Annotated in this window: 18 protein-coding genes and 2 pseudogenes; 18 read left to right on the forward strand and 2 right to left on the reverse strand. The window is 74.5% G+C overall.

Annotated elements, in window-relative coordinates:
* Nucleotides 1-9: 9 nt before the first annotated feature.
* The 9 genes from MRBLMG1_RS29385 to MRBLMG1_RS29425 all read left to right on the forward strand — a co-directional run bounded on the left by MRBLMG1_RS29385 (nt 10) and on the right by MRBLMG1_RS29425 (nt 8,297).
* Nucleotides 10-1,146, forward strand: a complete 1,137-nt coding sequence (locus MRBLMG1_RS29385; protein WP_367827171.1) for a sulfite oxidase — start codon at nt 10-12, stop codon at nt 1,144-1,146.
* A 149-nt stretch (nt 1,147-1,295) separates the two neighbouring features.
* Nucleotides 1,296-2,126, forward strand: a complete 831-nt coding sequence (gene nadE, locus MRBLMG1_RS29390) for an ammonia-dependent NAD(+) synthetase (protein ID WP_367827172.1) — start codon at nt 1,296-1,298, stop codon at nt 2,124-2,126.
* A gap of 68 nt (nt 2,127-2,194) precedes the next feature.
* Nucleotides 2,195-2,587 (forward strand): VOC family protein, encoded by a 393-nt coding sequence (locus tag MRBLMG1_RS29395; protein WP_367827173.1) that lies wholly within the window; start codon nt 2,195-2,197, stop codon nt 2,585-2,587.
* Between the two features lie 103 nt (nt 2,588-2,690).
* Complete coding sequence (locus MRBLMG1_RS29400) at nt 2,691-3,371, forward strand: ABC transporter permease (protein WP_367827174.1); 681 nt, start codon at nt 2,691-2,693, stop codon at nt 3,369-3,371.
* On the forward strand, nt 3,368-4,042 hold the full coding sequence (locus MRBLMG1_RS29405; RefSeq protein ID WP_367827213.1) for an ABC transporter permease: 675 nt from the start codon (nt 3,368-3,370) through the stop codon (nt 4,040-4,042). Before MRBLMG1_RS29400 ends, MRBLMG1_RS29405 begins: the two co-directional genes overlap by 4 nt.
* A complete protein-coding gene (locus MRBLMG1_RS29410) occupies nt 4,039-4,998 on the forward strand; it encodes an ABC transporter substrate-binding protein (protein ID WP_414721671.1) in 960 nt (319 codons plus the stop codon). Before MRBLMG1_RS29405 ends, MRBLMG1_RS29410 begins: the two co-directional genes overlap by 4 nt.
* A 178-nt stretch (nt 4,999-5,176) precedes the next feature.
* Nucleotides 5,177-6,484 (forward strand): alpha/beta fold hydrolase, encoded by a 1,308-nt coding sequence (locus MRBLMG1_RS29415; RefSeq protein ID WP_367827175.1) that lies wholly within the window; start codon nt 5,177-5,179, stop codon nt 6,482-6,484.
* Nucleotides 6,485-6,615: 131 nt separating this feature from the next.
* The gene (locus MRBLMG1_RS29420; RefSeq protein WP_367827176.1) at nt 6,616-7,548 is read left to right on the forward strand and encodes an SIS domain-containing protein; all 933 of its coding nucleotides are present in this window, start codon (nt 6,616-6,618) and stop codon (nt 7,546-7,548) included.
* Nucleotides 7,545-8,297, forward strand: coding sequence for a PIG-L deacetylase family protein (locus MRBLMG1_RS29425; protein WP_367827177.1), 753 nt, complete (start codon nt 7,545-7,547; stop codon nt 8,295-8,297). The genes MRBLMG1_RS29420 and MRBLMG1_RS29425 overlap by 4 nt, the downstream gene beginning before the upstream one ends.
* Before the next feature lie 24 nt (nt 8,298-8,321).
* Here the strand turns inward: MRBLMG1_RS29425 and MRBLMG1_RS29430 are convergent, their stop codons facing one another.
* Together MRBLMG1_RS29430 and MRBLMG1_RS29435 are read right to left on the reverse strand one after the other, a co-directional pair.
* Nucleotides 8,322-9,095, reverse strand: a complete 774-nt coding sequence (locus tag MRBLMG1_RS29430; protein ID WP_367827178.1) for a VOC family protein — start codon at nt 9,093-9,095, stop codon at nt 8,322-8,324.
* A 98-nt stretch (nt 9,096-9,193) separates the two neighbouring features.
* Nucleotides 9,194-10,162 carry an NAD(P)/FAD-dependent oxidoreductase gene (locus tag MRBLMG1_RS29435; protein WP_367827179.1) on the reverse strand — a complete coding sequence of 323 codons (969 nt, stop codon included), beginning with the start codon at nt 10,160-10,162 and terminating at the stop codon, nt 9,194-9,196.
* A gap of 68 nt (nt 10,163-10,230) precedes the next feature.
* On the opposite strand from MRBLMG1_RS29435, the gene MRBLMG1_RS29440 reads away from it, so the two are divergent.
* The 9 genes and pseudogenes from MRBLMG1_RS29440 to MRBLMG1_RS29480 all read left to right on the forward strand — a co-directional run bounded on the left by MRBLMG1_RS29440 (nt 10,231) and on the right by MRBLMG1_RS29480 (nt 18,226).
* The gene (locus tag MRBLMG1_RS29440) at nt 10,231-10,818 is read left to right on the forward strand and encodes a helix-turn-helix domain-containing protein (RefSeq protein ID WP_367827180.1); all 588 of its coding nucleotides are present in this window, start codon (nt 10,231-10,233) and stop codon (nt 10,816-10,818) included.
* A gap of 69 nt (nt 10,819-10,887) precedes the next feature.
* Nucleotides 10,888-11,856, forward strand: a complete 969-nt coding sequence (locus MRBLMG1_RS29445; protein WP_367827181.1) for an NADPH:quinone oxidoreductase family protein — start codon at nt 10,888-10,890, stop codon at nt 11,854-11,856.
* Nucleotides 11,853-13,034 (forward strand): acyl-CoA dehydrogenase family protein, encoded by a 1,182-nt coding sequence (locus tag MRBLMG1_RS29450; RefSeq protein WP_367827182.1) that lies wholly within the window; start codon nt 11,853-11,855, stop codon nt 13,032-13,034. Before MRBLMG1_RS29445 ends, MRBLMG1_RS29450 begins: the two co-directional genes overlap by 4 nt.
* The gene (locus MRBLMG1_RS29455; protein WP_367827183.1) at nt 13,031-14,131 is read left to right on the forward strand and encodes an acyl-CoA dehydrogenase family protein; all 1,101 of its coding nucleotides are present in this window, start codon (nt 13,031-13,033) and stop codon (nt 14,129-14,131) included. The genes MRBLMG1_RS29450 and MRBLMG1_RS29455 overlap by 4 nt, the downstream gene beginning before the upstream one ends.
* 111 nt (nt 14,132-14,242) lie before the next feature.
* Nucleotides 14,243-15,678: pseudogene (locus MRBLMG1_RS29460) on the forward strand (ABC transporter substrate-binding protein).
* A pseudogene (locus MRBLMG1_RS37400) lies at nt 15,675-16,652 on the forward strand (ABC transporter permease); the annotation flags it as partial. The pseudogenes MRBLMG1_RS29460 and MRBLMG1_RS37400, both read left to right, overlap by 4 nt.
* Nucleotides 16,626-17,288, forward strand: coding sequence for an ABC transporter ATP-binding protein (locus tag MRBLMG1_RS37405; RefSeq protein WP_414721673.1), 663 nt, complete (start codon nt 16,626-16,628; stop codon nt 17,286-17,288). The pseudogene MRBLMG1_RS37400 and the gene MRBLMG1_RS37405, both read left to right, overlap by 27 nt.
* Complete coding sequence (locus MRBLMG1_RS29475) at nt 17,285-17,911, forward strand: hypothetical protein (protein ID WP_367827184.1); 627 nt, start codon at nt 17,285-17,287, stop codon at nt 17,909-17,911. The genes MRBLMG1_RS37405 and MRBLMG1_RS29475 overlap by 4 nt, the downstream gene beginning before the upstream one ends.
* 120 nt (nt 17,912-18,031) lie before the next feature.
* Entirely contained in the window at nt 18,032-18,226 is a 195-nt protein-coding gene (locus MRBLMG1_RS29480; protein ID WP_367827185.1) for a hypothetical protein, read from the forward strand.
* Nucleotides 18,227-18,413 lie beyond the last annotated feature (187 nt).

An 18,413-nucleotide genomic window follows, 5' to 3' on the forward strand; every position in this document is an offset into this window, starting at 1 on the left:
CATGAAGGCATGGACGGATCCCTCAGCGGCCTGGGCGACATCAGCGCGCCGGGGCGCGTGGCCGACCCCGAGGAGGGCGTCAGCGAGCACGAGCTGGCCCTCGCCGCCCGCAACCACGGACTCCCGCTGGAGGCCCTGCGGTACGACGTCACCCCACCGGGGCTGCACTACGTCCTGGTGCACTACGACATCCCCGCCACGGACGCGGACGGCTGGCGGCTCACCGTCGGCGGCCGGGTGCTCCGGCCGCTCTCCCTCGACCTGGACGCGCTCCGCGCCCGTCCCGCCGTCACCCGCCGGGTGACCCTGGAGTGCGCGGGCAACGGCCGGGCCAGGCTCACGCCCCGGCCCGTCAGCCAGCCCTGGCTCGTCGAGGCCGTCGGCACCGCCGACTGGACCGGCGTCCCGCTGGCCGCGCTCCTCGCGGAGGCAGGGACCGCCGAGGACGCCGTCGAGGCGGTGTTCACGGGCGCCGACCACGGCGTCGAGCGGGGTGTCGAGCAGGACTACCGGCGCGCCCTGCCCCTCTCGACGGCCGCCGACCCCGCCCGCGACGTCCTCGTCGCGTACGCGATGAACGGCGCGCCGCTGCCCCCGCAGCACGGCAGCCCCCTGCGGCTCGTCGTCCCCGGCTGGTACGGCATGGCCCACGTGAAGTGGCTGCACGACATCACGCTCACCGACACCCCGTACACCGGCTTCCAGCAGAGCGTCGCCTACCGCCTGCGCCAGGAGGCGGCCGACCCGGGGGAGCCCGTCACCCTCATCGCACCCCGCGCCCTGATGGTGCCGCCCGGCTTCCCGGACTTCATGTCCCGCACCCGGGTCGTCCGCCCCGGCCCCGTCACCCTGACCGGACGCGCCTGGTCCGGCCACGGACCGGTCACCCGCGTCGAGGTCAGCGAGGACGGCGGGGCAGTCTGGACCGGCGCCGAACTCGCACCGGACCCCGCCCACCCCTGGGCCTGGTCCGCCTGGCACACCACCTGGACCGCGACCCCGGGACTGCGCCACCTCACCGTCCGGGCCACCGACGCCGACGGCAACGTCCAGCCGCTCACCCCGCCCTGGAACCGCGGCGGCTTCGCGAACAACCTCGTCCAGCGGGTCGAGGTGCTGTGCACCCCGGAGGCATCCGCGGGCTGACCGGGGCGGGCGTGCCCCGGAGGCGCGCCGCGTAGAGTCGACCCCGGTGCACGCCGTACAACCCGGTGTGCCGCCCCGTACATCCCGTACATCCCGTACGTCCCGAACACCCCGGTCCGCCGCCGACCGCCCCTGACGAGGAGACCTCCGTGACCGACCCGGCGCCCACCGCCCTCCAGCAGCAGATCGCCCGGGACCTCCAGGTGTCCGACACCTTCGACCCGGCGACGGAGATCGAACGCCGGGTGGCCTTCCTCGCCGAGCGGCTCACCTCCACCGGCCTGCGCTCCCTCGTCCTCGGCATCAGCGGCGGCGTCGACTCCACGACCGCGGGGCGGCTCTGCCAGCTCGCCGTGGAGCGGGCCCGCGCCGCCGGTCACGACGCCACCTTCTACGCGATGCGGCTGCCGTACGGCGTCCAGGCCGACGAGAAGGACGCGCAGACCGCCCTCGGCTTCATCCGCGCCGACCGGGTCCTCACCGTCGACGTGAAGGCGGCGAGCGACGCGGCCCTGGAGGCCTGCCTCGCCGGAGGGGTCGCCTTCCGCGACGCCCACCACCAGGACTTCGTACAGGGCAACATCAAGGCCCGGCAGCGGATGATCGCCCAGTACGCGGTCGCCGGCGCCCACGACGGTCTCGTCGTCGGCACCGACCACGCCGCCGAGGCCGTCTCCGGCTTCTTCACCAAGTTCGGCGACGGCGCCGCCGACGTCGTCCCGCTCACCGGCCTGACCAAGCGGCGCGTCCGCGCCGTCGCCGACGAGCTGGGCGCCCCCGCCGAACTGGTGTGGAAGACCCCCACGGCCGACCTGGAGACCCTCGACCCGGGCAAGGCCGACGAGGACGCGCTGGGCGTCACGTACGACGACATCGACGACTTCCTGCAGGGCAAGCCGGTCGCGGAGGCCGCCTACGCGACGATCGTCCGCCGCTACGAGCTCACCGAGCACAAGCGGCAGCTGCCGATCGCCCCCTGAGCGGCCCGCGGTCCTTCGGCGGATCCTGGAAGGGGGCCTCGGCAGAGTCCCCCGGAAGGGAGTACGCCATGTTCGGCGAGACCTCGGCATTCAGCGGCTTCTCGGTCGACGACCTGGACGCCGCCCGGCGGTTCTACGGCGAGACCCTCGGCCTCACGGTGGAGGAACGCGGCGAGGGCGAGATGCGCATGCTCATCCTGACCCTCGCCGGCGGGGCACCGGTCTTCGTCTACCCCAAGGAGGACCACGCCCCCGCCTCCTTCACGATCCTGAACTTCGCGGTCGACGACATCGACGCGGCCGTCGACGAGCTCACGCAGCGCGGCGTCACCCTGGAGCGCTACCCCGGCTTCGAGGCCGACGACAAGGGCATCGTGCGGAACGCGGGCGGCGGACCGGAGATCGCCTGGTTCAAGGACCCGGCGGGCAACGTCCTCTCCGTCCTCAACGGCCACATGTGACCGACCGACCGGCGCCGAGGCCGGGGCGTCGCCGGGGCCCGAGCGGCCCCCGAACGGCCCGGCCGGGCGTGCGCGGTGTCCGCGGGCCGTCTCGAATGGGAGGGTGACCGCGCCGCCCGACGACTGCCTCGCCCGCAACGAGTGGATCTGCGGGGCGTACGTCTCCACCCGGAGCGAGATCCTCGCCGACGCGGTCGTCCAGCACCTCGAACTGGCCGGGGCGTCCGTCGCCCTCGGCCTGCTGCTGGCGCTGCCCCTCGCGGTCGCGGCGCGCCGCTGGCGGTGGGCGGCGGGGCCGGTGCTCGGGATCACCACCGTGCTGTACACGATCCCCGCGCTGGCGATGTTCTCGCTGCTCCTGCCCGCGTACGGCCTGTCGGCCGCCCTCGTCGTGGCGGGGCTCGTCCTGTACTCCCTCACCCTGCTCGTCCGGAACATCCTCGCGGGGCTCCGCGCCGTGCCCGAGGAGACCCGGCAGGCGGCGCGCGGACTCGGATACGGCCCGATCCGGCTGCTCCTCGCCGTCGAACTTCCGCTCGCCGTGCCCGCCGCGATGGCGGGGCTCCGGATGGCGACCGTGTCCGCGATCTCGCTGGTCACGATCGGCGCGATCGTCGGGCACGGCGGCCTCGGGAACCTCATCTACGCGGGGATGAACACCTACTTCAAGGCGCAGGTCCTCACCGCGTCTGCGCTGTGCGTCGTCATCGCCGTCGTCGCGGACGTGCTGCTGCTCGGCGCGCAGCGGCTGCTGACGCCGTGGACCCGCGGGCGGGCGTCGTGACGGCCCTCGCCGACGCCTGGTCGTGGCTGACCACCGCCGCGAACTGGTCCGGCGAGAACGGGGTCTGGAACCGGCTTGGTGAGCACCTCTTCCTCACGGTCGTCTGCCTGCTGCTCAGCTGCCTGATCGCCCTGCCCGTCGCGCTGGTCCTCGGTCACCTGGGCAAGGGCGGCGCACTGGCCGTGAACGTGGCGAACGCCGGCCGGGCCGTCCCCACCTTCGCCGTCCTCGTGCTGCTCCTGCTGAGTCCGCTCGGCACGCACGGGCAGTGGCCGACGGTGATCGCCCTCGTCCTGTTCGCCGTGCCGCCGCTGCTGACCAACGCGTACGTAGGGATGCGCGGGGTCGACGCCGACGTCGTTCGGGCCGCCCGGGGCATGGGCATGACCGGCCGCCAGACGCTCGTCCGGGTCGAAGTGCCGCTGGCGCTGCCGCTGATCCTCACCGGGGTGCGGATCGCCGCCGTCCAGCTGGTGGCCACCGCCACGGTGGCCGCGCTCGCGGGCGGCGGAGGGCTCGGCCGGATCATCACCGCCGGGTTCAATCTCGCCTCGACCCCGCAGGTCGTCGCCGGGGCCTTTCTGGTCGCGGTGCTCGCGCTCCTCGTGGAGGGGGTCTTCGAGGGGGCCCTGCGCCTGGCCCCATCAGGGGCGCGCGGGAGCGGGGCGTGAGGCCGGTCCGCGGCGCCGCGCTCGCCGTCTGCCTCCTGGCGCTCGCCGGGGTCGCGGGCGGCTGCGCCGAGGGTCCGTCGCTGGAGGACCGGGACGCGGTCGCGGTTCCGCCCGGCGACAGCCGCGAGCTGATCGTCGGTTCGGCCGGATTCACCGAGAGCGACCTGCTCGCCGAGATGTACGCGCTGCTGCTCCAGGAGGCCGGGTACCGCACGAAGCTCCTCTCCGTCTCGAACCGGGAGCTGTACGAACCGGCCCTGGAGAACGGTCGGATCGACGTCGTGCCGGAGTACGCGGCCACCTTCGCCGACTGGCTGAACGCCAAGGCCAACGGAGCGGACGCGCCGACCGTGGGCTCGCCCGACCTGGCCGCCACCATGAGCGCCCTGCGGGCCCTCGCGGGGCCGCGCGGGCTCACCGTCCTCGACCCCGGGCGCGCGGTCGACCAGAACGCCTTCGCCGTCACCGCGGCCTACGCCGCCGAACACCGCCTGACGACGCTGAGCGACCTCGGAGCCGCCCGGCTCCCCGTCCGCCTCGCGGCCGGGGACGAGTGCGTCCGGCGGCCGTACTGCGCCCCCGGTCTGAAGGAGGTCTACGGCATCGACGTGACCGCGGTCGATCCCAAGGGCGTCGGGACCACCCCGTCGAAGCAGGCGGTCCAGAGCGGCCAGGCCCAGCTGATGCTCACCACGAGCACCGACGCCACGCTCGACGACTTCGGACTCGTCCTGCTCGCCGACGACAAGAAGCTCCAGAACGCCGACTTCGTCGTACCGGTGGTCAACCGCGCCCGCGCCGGGAGCGCCGGCGTCACGGGCGCCCTCGACCGGCTCAACGCGGTCCTGACCACAGCCGATCTGGCGCATCTCAACGAGCGGGTGGACAGCTGGCGGCGGCTTCCGGAGGACGTGGCGCGGAACTACCTCGTCGCCAAGGGCCTCCTTCCGCCCTGACGCGGCCCGGCCTCCCTGGAGCCCGCTCCGGCGTCCGGATCCGCGCCCGGATCAGGACCGCGGACGACTTCCCCGCCTCCTGACACCCCCGGCCTTCCGAGGCCGCCCGGCCCCGGCAGGCCCCCGCCGTGTGATCCACTGTCCTCGCGGGGGCGTACCGAACAGGAGCAGGCACAGCGTGACCACGTACCGGCAGCCGGGACTCGTCCTGACCGACCACCGATTCCCCGTCCCCCTCGACCACGCCCGCCCCGACGGCGAGCGGATCGAGGTCTACGGCCGCGAGGTCGTCGCGACCGGACAGGCCGGGAAGGACCGCGAACGGCTGCCCTGGCTGGTCTACCTGGAGGGCGGACCCGGTTTCGGCGCCCGCCGGTTCATCGGACCGCAGGCCTGGCTCGGCCGGGCGGTCCGGGAGTACCGCGTCCTCCTCCTCGACCAGCGCGGCACCGGCCGCTCCACCCCCGCCAACCGCCAGACCCTGCCGCTCCGCGGCACCCCGGCCGAGCAGGCCGACTACCTCGCCCACTTCCGCGCCGACTCCATCGTCAAGGACTGCGAGCTGATCCGCCGCCGGCTCACCGGCGGCGCCCCCTGGACCGTCCTCGGCCAGAGCTTCGGCGGATTCTGCGCCACCCACTACCTCTCCACCGCGCCCGAGGGCCTCGACACCGTCCTCGTCACCGGCGGCCTGCCCTCCCTGGACGCCACCGCCGACGAGGTCTACCGCGCCGCCTACCCGCGCATCCGGCGCAAGAACGAAGCCCACTTCGCCCGCTACCCGCAGGACGCCGAACGGGCCCGCGCGATCGTCGCCCACCTCCTCGACCGGGAGGTCGCCCTGCCCGGCGGCGGCCTCCTCACCGCCGAGGCCTTCCAGTCCCTCGGCATCCTCCTCGGCTCCGGCGACGGCACCCACCAGCTCCACCTGCTCCTGGAGGGCGCCTTCGTCCCCACCCCGAGCGGCCCCGCGCTCGCCGACGCCTTCCTGGAACAGGTCCAGGCACACCTCTCGTACGCGGGTCACCCGCTCTACGCCGTGCTCCACGAGGCCATCTACGCCCAGGGGACGGGGCCCACCGGCTGGGCCGCCGAACGCGTCCGCGCGGAGTACCCCGAGTTCGACGCCCGTACGGCGCTCGCCTCGGGAGCGCCGCTCCTCTTCACCGGCGAGACCGTGCACCCCTGGCACTTCACCACCGACCCCGCCCTGCGCCCGCTCCGCGAGACCGCCGAACGGCTCGCCGAACGCGACGACTGGACGCCGCTCTACGACCCGGAGCGCCTCGCCGCCAACCAGGTCCCGGTCGCGGCCGCCGTCTACCACGACGACCTGTACGTGGACACCGCGCACTCCCTGGAGACGGCGCGGGCCGTGCGCGGGCTGCGGACCTGGGTGACCGACGAGTTCGAGCACGACGGGGTGCGGGCCGGCGGGCCGCGCGTGCTCGACCGGCTCCTCTCGCTGGCCCGCGGCGAGGTCTGACCTCGCGGGGCGCGGTGCCGCGCGAAAGTCCAAGCGGTGACCACCCGATGCACATGGTGTGCTCCCGGCGGATGCCGGTAGAAATCGGTCCGGACCCCGTGCGGGGAGCCCGCGAGGAGAGGACCCCGGACATGAGCACCCACGTCAGCGCGGAGATCGCCGGCCAGCCGGACTGCTGGCGCCGTGCCGCCGACGTCGCCGGCCGGCACGGCGACCTGCTGCCGGCCCGCGGCGAGCGCGTGGCGGTCGTCGGCTGCGGCACCTCGTACTTCATCGCCCGCGCCTACGCCGCCCTGCGCGAGTCCCTGGGGGCGGGGGAGACCGACGCCTTCCCCGCCTCGGACACCACGCCGCTGGGCCGCGGCTACGACCGGATCGTCGCCCTCACCCGGTCCGGCACCACCACGGAGGTCGTGGACCTGCTCGCCGCGGCGGCCGGCCGCGTCCCGGCCCTCGTCCTCACCGGGGTGCCCGCGAGCCCCGCCGGGCGGCTCGCCGACCGGATCGTCGACCTGGGCTTCGCCGACGAACGCTCCGTCGTCCAGACCCGGTTCGCCACCACGGCCCTCCAACTCCTGCGCGCGGGGCTCGGGGTGGACCTCGGACCGTCGATCGCGGACGCCGAACTCGTCCTGTACGAGCGGCTGCCCGCCCTCTGGGAGCGGCGCGGCCAGTTCACCTTCCTCGGCACCGGCTGGACCGTCGGGCTCGCCGACGAGGCGGCCCTCAAGCTGCGCGAGACGGCCCGCGTCTGGACGGAGTCGTACGCGGCGATGGAGTACCGGCACGGCCCGATCAGCATCAGCGACCGGGTCAGCCTCGTGTGGTGCCTCGGGCCCGCGCCCTCGGGCCTGCGGGAGGAAGTGGAGTCCACGGGCGCCCTGTTCGCCGCCGACGCCATCGATCCGGTCGCCGCGCTGGTCCGCGCCCAGCGGCTCGCCGTGGCGCTCGCCTCCCGGCGCGGCCTCAACCCCGACCGCCCCCGGCACGTCTCGCGTTCGGTGATCCTCTCCGGGTCGTTCCGCCCGACGGCGGCGGACGCGGCCCGTATCCTGCGGTCATGATCGACACCCCTGCCACGGACCTCCCGGAGATGCCCGGCGACTGGCGGCGCGCCCTCGCCGTGGTCGCCCACCCCGACGACCTGGAGTACGGCTGCGCGGCGGCCGTCGCGGAGTGGACGGACGCCGGGAAGGAGGTCGTGTACGTCCTCGCCACGCGCGGGGAGGCGGGCATCGACTCGCTCGCCCCGGACGTCTGCGGGCCGCTGCGCGAGCGGGAGCAGCGGGACAGCGCCGCCGTCGTCGGCGTGCACACCGTCGAGTTCCTCGACCACCGCGACGGGGTGATCGAGTACGGGCTCGGGCTGCGCCGCGACATCGCGGCCGCGATCCGCCGCCACCGCCCGGAGCTCGTCCTCACCCTCAACCACCGTGACACCTGGGGCGGTGGCCCGGGCGCCCCCTGGAACACCCCGGACCACCTCGCCGTCGGGCGCGCCACCCTGGACGCCGCCGCCGACGCGGGCAACCGCTGGATCTTCCCCGAGCTGACCGAACAGGGTCTGGAGCCGTGGAACGGGGTGCGCTGGGTGGCGGTGGCCGCGTCCGCCACCCCGACCCACGCCGTCGACGCGGGCCCGGGGCTGGACCGCGCGATCCGCTCGCTGCTGTGCCACCGCGCGTACATCGAGGCCCTGACGGACCAGGACCCGGAGGAGTACGTCCGGTCGTTCCTCGCCTCGGCGACGGGACGCGCGGCGGACCGGTTCGGCGGGCGCCCGGCGGTGACCTTCGAGCTGTTCGCCCGCTGACGGACCGCCCGCCCCGGCGGGCGGTCAGCCCATCGGCTCGGGCTTCAGGACGGCGAAGGTCGCGCCGAAGGGGTCGGCGAGCCAGGCGATCCGGCCGACGTCCGGGATGTCGGCCGCGGGCATGACGACCGAGCCGCCGTTGCCCTGCGCCGATCGGGCGATGGCGTCGGCGTCCTCGACCGCGAAGTACGGCACCCAGTGCGGCGTCGGGCCCTGGAGCTCGGCGGCGCCGCCGAACGAGGCGTCCTCCTGGTCGCCGTCGGCGGTGGAGATCACCCGGTACGCCATGCCGGGTGCCTCCATCTCCGCCCAGCGCCAGCCGAACAGGGTGCGGTAGAAGCCGAGTACGGACTCCGGATCGGCGACGTGCAGTTCGGCCCAGACGAGGGTGTGGGTGGACGAGGTCCGTTCCAGGCCCCGGACGGCCGACGGCTGCCAGACGGCGAACTCGGCGCCGCCCGGGTCGGTGAGGCAGGCCATGCGGCCGGCTTCCATGACGTCGAAGGCCGGGACGCGCACCGTGCCGCCGGCGTCCGCGGCGGCCTTCGCGGTGCGGTCGGCGTCCGAGGTCTGGAAGTACACCGTCCAGGCGCTGTGGGCGTCCTTCTCGGTGAGCGGGCCGAGGGCGCCGACGATCATCCCGTCCTGCCGGAAGAAGCCGTAGCCGCCCGCGTCGGGGCCGGCGGACTCGAAGTTCCAGCCGAAGACGGCGCCGTAGAAGGCGGCGGCCGCCCCGGTGTCGGGGCTGCCGAGGTCGATCCAGCTGGGGGAGCCCTGGGTGAACTGCGTACCGAGCATGGGAGGTGTTCCGTCCTTCCGTCGTAGTCGGCCGAATGCGGCCACCATGGCCGATCCTCGTCCTTCCGCCGGGAGGGCGCAGCCGCAGCCGTGGGGGTTCATCCGGTCGGCCGACCGGCCGCCTTCTCCTCCAGGTCGGCGAACAGCAGCTCGCCGTTGACGGCGACGCCGGCCCGGTAGCCCCCGCTGACCGCGTTGACCACCTGCTCGTGGGGGCCCGTCACGTTCCCGGCCGCCCACACGCCGGGCACGCTCGTCCGGCCGGTCTCGTCGACGGCGACGAACTCCCCGAACGGCGTCGTCCGCAGCTCGGCGCCCAGCCGGCGCAGGACGCCGTCACGCGGCGCGAGGCGCGCCGCCGCGGCGAAGACCACGGAGCGGGGGACGATCCGTCCGTCGGCCATCCGCACACCGGTCAGCCGGTCGTCCGCCACGACCAGCCCCGCCACCGTGCCCCGGACGACCTCGACCCCGGCCGCGTCGAGCAGGGCCGCGTCCCGCGCGGACGGTTCGGCGGCCGTGTGCAGGAAGAGGGTCACGTCCTTCGACCAGTGCGCGACCACCAGCGCCTGGTGGGCGGGCGACTCCGGGTGGGCTATCACCCCGAAGGGCCGGTCGCGGACCTCCCAGCCGTGGCAGTACGGGCAGTGCAGCACGTCCCGCCCCCACCGGTCGGCGAGCCCCTCGACGTCCGGCAGGTCCTCGTCGACGAGGCCGGTCGTGACGACGAGCCGTCGCGCGGCGACGGCCCTCCCGTCCGCGAGGTCGACGGTGAAACCGCCCCGTCCGTCGGTCGCCGCGCCCGTCACCCGGCCGGACCGCCACTCCACCCCGTACGCGGCGATCTCCGCCCGCCCGGCCGCCAGGTAGTCCGCCGGGCTCGTCCCGTCCCGGGACAGGACGCCCTGCATGTGCGCGGCGGGCGCGTTGCGCGGCTCGCCGGCGTCGATCACCAGGGTCCGCCGCCGCGACCGGCCGAGGACCAGTGCGGCGCTGAGGCCGGCTGCGCCGCCGCCGACCACCACCACGTCGTAGGTGCCGTCGATGTCGTTCGTTCGAGTGTCCATGGGGCCGAGCGTCGGTCAGGGCAGGCCTGGCCGGCAAGGAATGTTGCCGTTTCTGCAACACTGGAGGCATGAGCGAAGACGACCGCATCGACGCCGTGCTGAACGAGGTGGGCCCTCGGCTCCGCCGGGTCCGCCGCGACCGGGGAGTGACCCTGGCCGAGCTGTCCGCCGCGACCGGCATCTCCGTGAGCACCCTCTCCCGGCTGGAGTCCGGGCAGCGCAGGCCCAGCCTGGAACTGCTGCTGCCGCTGGCCCGCGCCCATCAGGTGCCGCTCGACGAGCTGGTCGGCGCCCCGGCGGTGGGCGATCCCCGGGTCAAGGCGAAGCCGATCGTGCGCCACGGCCGCACGATGTTCCCGCTGACCCGGCAGCCCGGCGGGCTCCAGGCGTACAAGGTGATCCAGGAGAAGCCCCACGAGGCCCCGGAGCCGCGGGTGCACGAGGGGTACGAGTGGGTGTACGTGCTCTCCGGGAAGCTTCGGCTGGTACTCGGGGAGCACGACGTGGTCCTGACGGCGGGGGAGGCGGCCGAGTTCGACACGCGCGTACCGCACTGGTTCGGGCCGACGCCCGACGGGCCGGTGGAGTTCCTGAGCCTGTTCGGGCCGCAGGGGGAGCGCATGCACGTCAGGGCGCGCCCCAAGAAGTCGGGCTGACCCGTTCCCTCCGGGGCAAGCGACCGCTTAGTATGCCACCGACCGCTCGGTACGGAGGAGGCATTCCGGATGCAGGCATGGCGTGTGTACGAGAACGGCGAACCCGGCGCGGTGATGCGCCGCGAGGAGGTGGAGCCGCCCACGCCCGGAGACGGCCAGGTCCTCCTGAAGGTCCGCGCCGCGAACGTCAACTTCCCCGACGCGCTGCTCTGCCGCGGCCACTACCAGGTGCGGCCCCCGCTGCCCTTCACCCCCGGCGTCGAGGTCTGCGCCGAGACCGAGGACGGCCGCCGGGTCATCGCCACCGCGGCCCTCCCGCACGGCGGCTTCGCCGAGTACACCCTCGCCGACGCCGCCGGGCTCCTCCCCGCGCCCGAGGCGCTCGACGACGCTGAGGCCGCCGCGCTCCACGTCGGCTACCAGACCGGCTGGTTCGGCCTGCACCGCCGCGCCGCCCTGCGGGAGGGCGAGACCCTCCTCGTCCACGCGGCGGCCGGCGGCGTCGGCAGCGCCGCCGTCCAGCTCGGCAAGGCGGCCGGCGCTACCGTCATCGGCGTCGTCGGCGGCCCCGAGAAGGCGGCCGTCGCCCGCGCCCTCGGCTGCGACCTCGTGATCGACCGGCGCTCCGAGGACGTCGTCGCCGCCGTCAAGGCCGCGACCGGCGGCCGGGGCGCCGACGTGATCTACGACCCGGTCGGCGGCCAGGCCTACCAGCAGTCCGCCAAGTGCGTCGCCTTCGAGGGACGGATCGTGATCGTCGGCTTCGCCGGCGGCACCGTCCCCGCCCCGGCCCTCAACCACGCCCTGGTGAAGAACTACTCGATCCTCGGCCTCCACTGGGGCCTGTACGCGGCGAAGGACCCGGCGTCGATCGGCCGCTGCCACGAGACCCTCACGGCCTACGCGGCCAAGGGCCTGATCAAGCCGCTCATCGGCGAACGCGTCCCCTTCGCGGGCGCGGCGGACGCCGTGCAGCGCGTCGCCGACGGCACCACCACCGGCCGCCTGGTCGTCCTCCCGGAAGGAGCCGGCGCATGACCGACGCCGACGGACTCCGCTCCCTCGTCAGGCGGTTGCTGGACGAGCACCCGCCCGCCACCACCGACCGCACCGACTTCCTGAAGGCGCGCTTCGACGCCGGACTCGCCTGGGTGCACTACCCCGTGGGCCTCGGCGGCCTCGACGCGCCCCGCGCGCTCCAGGCCGTCGTCGACGCCGAACTCGCCGCCGCGGGCGCCCCGGACAACGACCCGCGCCGCATCGGCATCGGCCTCGGCATGGCGGCGCCCACCCTCCTGTCGCACGGCTCCGACGAGGTCAAGCGCCGCTTCCTCCGGCCGCTGTGGGTGGGCGAGGAGGTGTGGTGCCAGCTCTTCAGCGAGCCCGGCGCCGGCTCCGACCTCGCCGCGCTCGGCACCCGGGCCGTCCGGGACGGCGACTCCTGGGTGGTCGACGGCCAGAAGGTGTGGACCTCCAGCGCCCACGTCGCGCGGTGGGCCATCCTCATCGCCCGCACCGACCCGGACGCGCCCAAGCACCGGGGCATCACCTACTTCGTGTGCGACATGACCGACCCCGGGGTGGAGGTCCGGCCGCTGCGCCAGATCACCGGCGAGGCCGAGTTCAACGAGGTCTTCCTCACCGGCGTGCGCATCCCCGACGCGCACCGCCTGGGCGCGGTCGGCGACGGCTGGCGCGTGGCGCAGACCACCCTCATGAACGAGCGGGTCTCCATCGGCGGCGCCCGCATCCCGCGCGAGGGCGGCATGATCGGGAAGCTCGCCGCGACCTGGCGCGACCGTCCCGAGCTGCGCACCCACGACCTGCACCGCCGGCTGCTCGACCTGTGGGTGGACGCCGAGGTGGCCCGGTTCACCGGCGAGCGGCTCCGCCAGCAGCTCGTCGCGGGCCAGCCGGGGCCCGAGGGCAGCGCGATGAAGCTCGGCTTCGCCCGGCTCAACCAGGCCATCAGCGGCCTCGAAGTCGAACTCCTCGGCGAGGAGGGGCTGTTGTACGGGGACTGGGAGATGCGCCGCCCCGAACTGGTCGACTTCACCGGCCGCGACGCCGGCTACCGCTATCTGCGCTCCAAGGGCAACTCGATCGAGGGCGGCACGACCGAGGTCCTCCTCAACATCGTCGCCGAACGGGTCCTCGGCCTGCCGCCCGAGCCCCGCAACGACAAGGACGTCGCCTGGAAGGACCTCGCCCGATGACGCACACTCCGGACCTCCTCTACTCCGACACCGAGGACGACCTGCGGGCGGCCGTCCGTGCCCTGCTCGCCGACCGGGCCGGCCACCGCGCGGTGCTCGACCGCGTCGAGACGGACCGACCGTACGTGCCGGGCGTGTGGACGTCCCTCGCGACCGACATCGGCGCCGCCGGACTCCTCGTCCCCGAGAAGCTCGGCGGCCAGGGCGCGAGCCACCGCGAGGCGGCGGTCGTCCTGGAGGAGCTGGGCCGCGCGGTGACCCCGGTGCCGTACCTGACGAGCGCGGTCGTGGCCACCGAGACCCTGCTCGCCCTGGTCGAAGGCGGCGCCGAGACCGGCACACAGGTCGTGCCCGAGCTCCTCGCCCGTGTCGCGAGCGGCCGTACGGTCGCGGTGCTCGCGGTGCCCCTCTCGGCCGGGCCCGGCGCCGAGCCGCCGTCCGGCCCCTCGGTGACCGGGGTCGCCGATGCCGTCATCGCCGACGTCCTCCTGGTCCCGCGCGCCGACGGCCTGTACGCCGTACCGGCCGCGGAGGCCGAGGTCGAGCCGCAGACGCCGCTCGACCTCACGCGGCCACTGGCCCGGGTCACCACGCCGGAGGGGAGCGGCACCCGGCTCGCCGGGGCCGACGCGGCGCGTGCGGCCGTGCGGCGCGGCCTGCTGGCCGGGGCGGGCCTGCTCGCCTCCGAGCAGCTCGGGCTCGCCGAGTGGTGTCTGGAGGAGACGGTCCGGCACACCCGCGAGCGGCACCAGTTCAACCGGCCCGTCGGCTCCTTCCAGGCGCTCAAGCACCGGATGGCCCAGCTCTGGCTGGACGTCGTCGGCGCCAGGGCGGTGGCGAGGGCCGCGGCCGACGCCCTGGCCACCGGCAGTCCGGACGCCCCGCTGACCGTGGCGGTCGCCCAGGCCTACTGCTCGAAGGTCGCGGTCCGCGCGGCCGAGGAGTGCGTCCAGCTGCACGGCGGGCTCGGGATGACCTGGGAGCACCCGGCTCACCTGGCGCTCAAGCGGGCCAAGTCCGATCAGATCGCGCTCGGTTCGGCGGGTGGGCACCAGGACGCGGTCGCCGCGCTGGTGGGCCTCCCGGCGCCCGCGTAACGGAGGCGGGTCCTCCGTGTAAGGGGCCCCCGGTGTCCGCACCCCTTTTGCCTGCTGTTTATTTGCGAGCTCTTTGCAATAAAAGTCGATCTTCAAAGGGGTGTGGACCCGATGGCCGCCCGACCCGTGCGCCGAGCGACCGCCGCGACCGTGACGGGGGCCCTCGCCCTCGCCACCGCGGCCTGCTCGAACCCCGGCGCCACCGCCGGCGGCTCCGGCGGACCCGAGGACTCCGCCGTTGTCGGCATCGCCTACGAACCCGAGACCCTCAGCCCCCTCCTCGGCTACGGCAAGGACGGCAACTCCAAGATCTTCGACGGACTGCTCGCGTTCGACGCCGACATGAACCTCGAACCCGCCCTCGCGAGCGAGCTGCCCCGTGTCAGCGCCGACGGCCTCACCTACACGTACCCGCTCCGCGACGGCGTCACCTTCAGCGACGGGGCGCCCTTCACCGCGAAGGACGTCGTCTTCACCTACCGGACGATCCTCGACCCGAAGACGAACAACGCCTCCCGCACCGAACTCGACGCCCTCGAAAGCGTCCGCGCCGTCGGCGACGACACCGTCGTCTTCACCCTCAAGTACCCCTACGCGCCCTTCGCCGAGCGCACCGTCCAGGCCATCGCGCCCGATGGCCGTCGTCAAGGACGACGACGTCCGCGCCACCCGGCTGCGCGCCGGAGACCTCGACGGCGCCGTCCTGCCGCCGGACCTCGCCGCCGGGTTCGCGAACGACCCGGCGAGGAAGACGTACACCGCGAAGACCTACGACTACCGCACCGTCACCCTCCCCACCCACCACCGGGTCACCGGCGACACCGCCGTCCGCCGCGCCCTCGACCTCGCCGTCGACCGGCAGGCCATGGTGGACAGGATCCTCGAAGGCGCCGGAAAGCCCGCCTACGGGCCCGTCCCCACCGACAGCCCCTGGTTCGCGCAGGGCACCGAGCGCCGCCACGACCTCGCGGGCGCGCGCAGGATCCTCGACGCGGCCGGCTGGAAGCCCGGCCCCGACGGCGTCCGCGCCAAGGACGGCGTCCGCGCCGCGTTCCCGCTCTGGTACCTCTCCGGCGACAAGCTCCGCCAGGACCACGCCCTCGCCTACGCCTCCGACGCGAAGAAGGCCGGCATCGCCGTCACGACCAGCGGGCACCTGGGAGGTCATCGAGCCCCGGATGAGGACCGACGCCGTCCTCGCGGGCGGCGGCTCCCCCGGAGACCCCGACTTCGACCAGTACCCGCTCCTGAAGTCCACCCTCGCCGGCGACGGCTTCAACAACATGACCCGGTACCACGACGACACCGTCGACCGGGCCCTGGAGGACGGCCGCAGGACGAACGACCCCGCCGAGCGCCGCGCCGCCTACGACACCGTCCAGCGCGAACTGGCGAAGAACCCCGGCTACACGTTCCTCACCCACATCGACCACCTGTACGTCGTGAACGACCGCTGGGACGGCCTGGACACCCAGGTCGAACCGCACGACCACGGCCTCGCCTCCGGCCCCTGGTGGAACGTCGAGAACTGGAAGCCGAAGCGGTGAGCCGCCGCCTCCCCTGGGGGGCCGCGGCGCGGATGACGGGACGGCGTGCCCTGGCCGCCGTCCCCGTCCTCCTCGCCGTCACCTTCGCCGTGTTCGCCGTCGCCGAAGCGTCCCCCTTCGACCCCGTCAAGGCCTACGCCGGCACCGCCGGACTCACCGCCTCGCAGGAGAACCTCGACCAGCTCCGCGCCAACCTCGGCGCCGACCTGCCCCTCCTCACCCGCTGGTGGGAGTGGCTCACCGCCGCCCTCACCGGCGACCTCGGCGACTCCGCGGTCATGCGCCGGCCCGTCGCCGACGTCATCGGCGAGCGCCTCGGCTGGTCCGTCCTCCTCGCCGTCACCGCCTTCCTGATCGCCCTCGCCCTCGGCACCCTCCTCGGCGTCCTCGCCGGACGCCGCCGCGGCGGCCTCCTTGACCGGGCCGTCAGCTCCGCCGCGTACACCCTGGAAGCCGCCCCCGCCTTCTGGCTCGGCCTGCTCGCCGTCTGGTTCTTCGCCCTGGAGCTCGGCGTGCTGCCCGCCGGCGGACTCACCGACACCGCCAGTGACACCGTCACCGCCGGCCAGGTCGCCCGCCACCTCGTGCTGCCCGCCCTGGTCCTCGGGAACTCCCAGCTGCCGTGGTTCTTCCTGTACGTCCGCCAAGGCGTCGGCGACGCACTCGACGAGGACCCCGTCCGCGGCGCCCGCGCCCGCGGCCTCAGCGAACGCACCGTCCTCACCGGCCACGCCCTCCGCTCCGGAATGCTGCCCGTGCTCACCCTCGTCGGCTCCCGCGTCCCCGAACTCATCACCGGCGCCCTGCTGGTGGAGACCGTCTTCAGCTGGCCCGGGATCGCCGCGGCCACCGTCACGGCCGCCACCTCCGTCGACTTCCCGCTGCTCGCCGCGCTCACCGTCCTCGCCACCGGAGCGGTACTCCTCGGCAACCTCCTCTCCGACCTGCTGTACGGGCTCGCCGCCGGATACGACCGCCGCGCCCCGGTCTTCCGGGGCGCCTCCCTCACCGTCGCGCCCGGCGAGTCCCTCGGGCTCCTCGGCCCCAGCGGCTGCGGGAAGTCGACCCTCGCCCGGGTCGCGGCGCTCCTGCACCGCCCCGACGCCGGCCGTCTGGTCCTCGACGGCACCGAGGTGCGGGCCTGGCGCCACCGGGCCCCGCGCGAACAGCGCACCGCCGTCGGCGTGGTGTTCCAGCAGCCCCGTACCGCCGCCGACCCCCGACTGACCCTCGCGGACCTGATCGCCGAGCCGCTCCGCGCCGGACGGCGCCGCGCCGAGGTCCCGGGGCGCCTGGCCGCACTCGCCCCGGCCGTCGGACTCACACCCGACCTGCTCGCCCGGCGGCCCCACGAGGTCAGCGACGGACAACTCCAACGCGCCTGCCTCGCACGGGCGTTGATCCTCCGTCCCCGCTGGCTGATCTGCGACGAGATGACCGCCATGCTGGACGCCTCCACCACGGCCGCCCTCGTCGCCGCCGTCGAGGCCTACCGCGCGGAGACCGGCGCCGGCCTCCTCGCGGTGGGCCACGACCGCACCCTGCTGCACCGCTGGTGCGACCGTACGGTGGAATGGAGGGACTGCCTGCCCGCCGAGGAGCACCCGTGAACGCACCCTGGACGCCCGCCGCCGAGGACGACCCCCTCGACGGGTTGCGCGCCGCCCTCACCGCCGCCGACTGCGGCTACGAGCCCACGGACGGCTACGAGGACCACTGCTGGATCCTCCACACCATCCACGACGGTCCCGTACGGCTCCGCTGGGACCAGGTGCTCGCCCGGGCGGGCCGGCGGCTGGCCGACTGGCCCGGCACCCTCTCGTACCTGGTCTTCGAAGGCGTGCCGGGCGCGGACGACCTCGACGGGCCCGACCCGGCGGAGCTGGACCGGGCGTGCCTGGCCCGGCTCGTCGAGCACCTGGTGCGCAACGGCCCGTGGGGCGCGGACACCCCGTGCGGAGCCGCGCAGGCGCCCGTCTCGACGCTCCCGGGCGAAGCGCCCGTCGCCCGGCGCGGCCGCCTCGGTGACGCGCTCGCCCACCACGACGCCATGCCGGACCTGCGGTTTCCCGCCACCTGGTGGGCCGCCGACGGGAGCTGGCTGGTCCTCACCGACTGGGACCTCAGCGCCACCGAGGTCTTCGGCGACGCGGCGCTGATCGCGGGACTGCTCGCCGATCCGGAACTCGACGCGGTGCGCCGACCGCGCATCGCCGACACCCTGCACGCCTGAGCCCGACCCGGATCTCACCCGTATGGCCGCCCCGCCATACGCCCGGACGGACCGCCCATTCCGCCACACTGTCCGCCGAACGCCGCAATTCCGGTGCGGCGACGGAGGGACGTGAACGCGATGGCCGTTTCCATTTCAGTCGTGGTGCTGCTGCTGGTGCTGGCCGTGATCTTCCTGCGCAGCGGCGGACTCAAGGTCACCCACGCGCTCGTCTGCGCCCTGCTCGGCTTCTTCCTGGCCGGCACCAGCATGGCGCCCACCATCCACAACGGCGTCGCGGCCACCGCCAACGTGGTCTCCAGCCTCAAACCCTGACCTCACCGCCGGGGGTGCGGATACCCGACGCCGGTGGTCCTCGCACCCGGAACCTTCGCGATCCCGGGGAGAGGCGCGTGCCCCTCGTGAACGGCGTATGAAACCAGGGGCGGTTCCATGTACTTCTCCGTGGCTCCGGCCTACCGTCGGGCGCCGGCGCGACGCACGCACGGACCCCGAGGAGAAG

This window comes from Streptomyces sp. LMG1-1-1.1 (assembly GCF_040815545.1).
Taxonomy (GTDB): domain Bacteria; phylum Actinomycetota; class Actinomycetes; order Streptomycetales; family Streptomycetaceae; genus Streptomyces.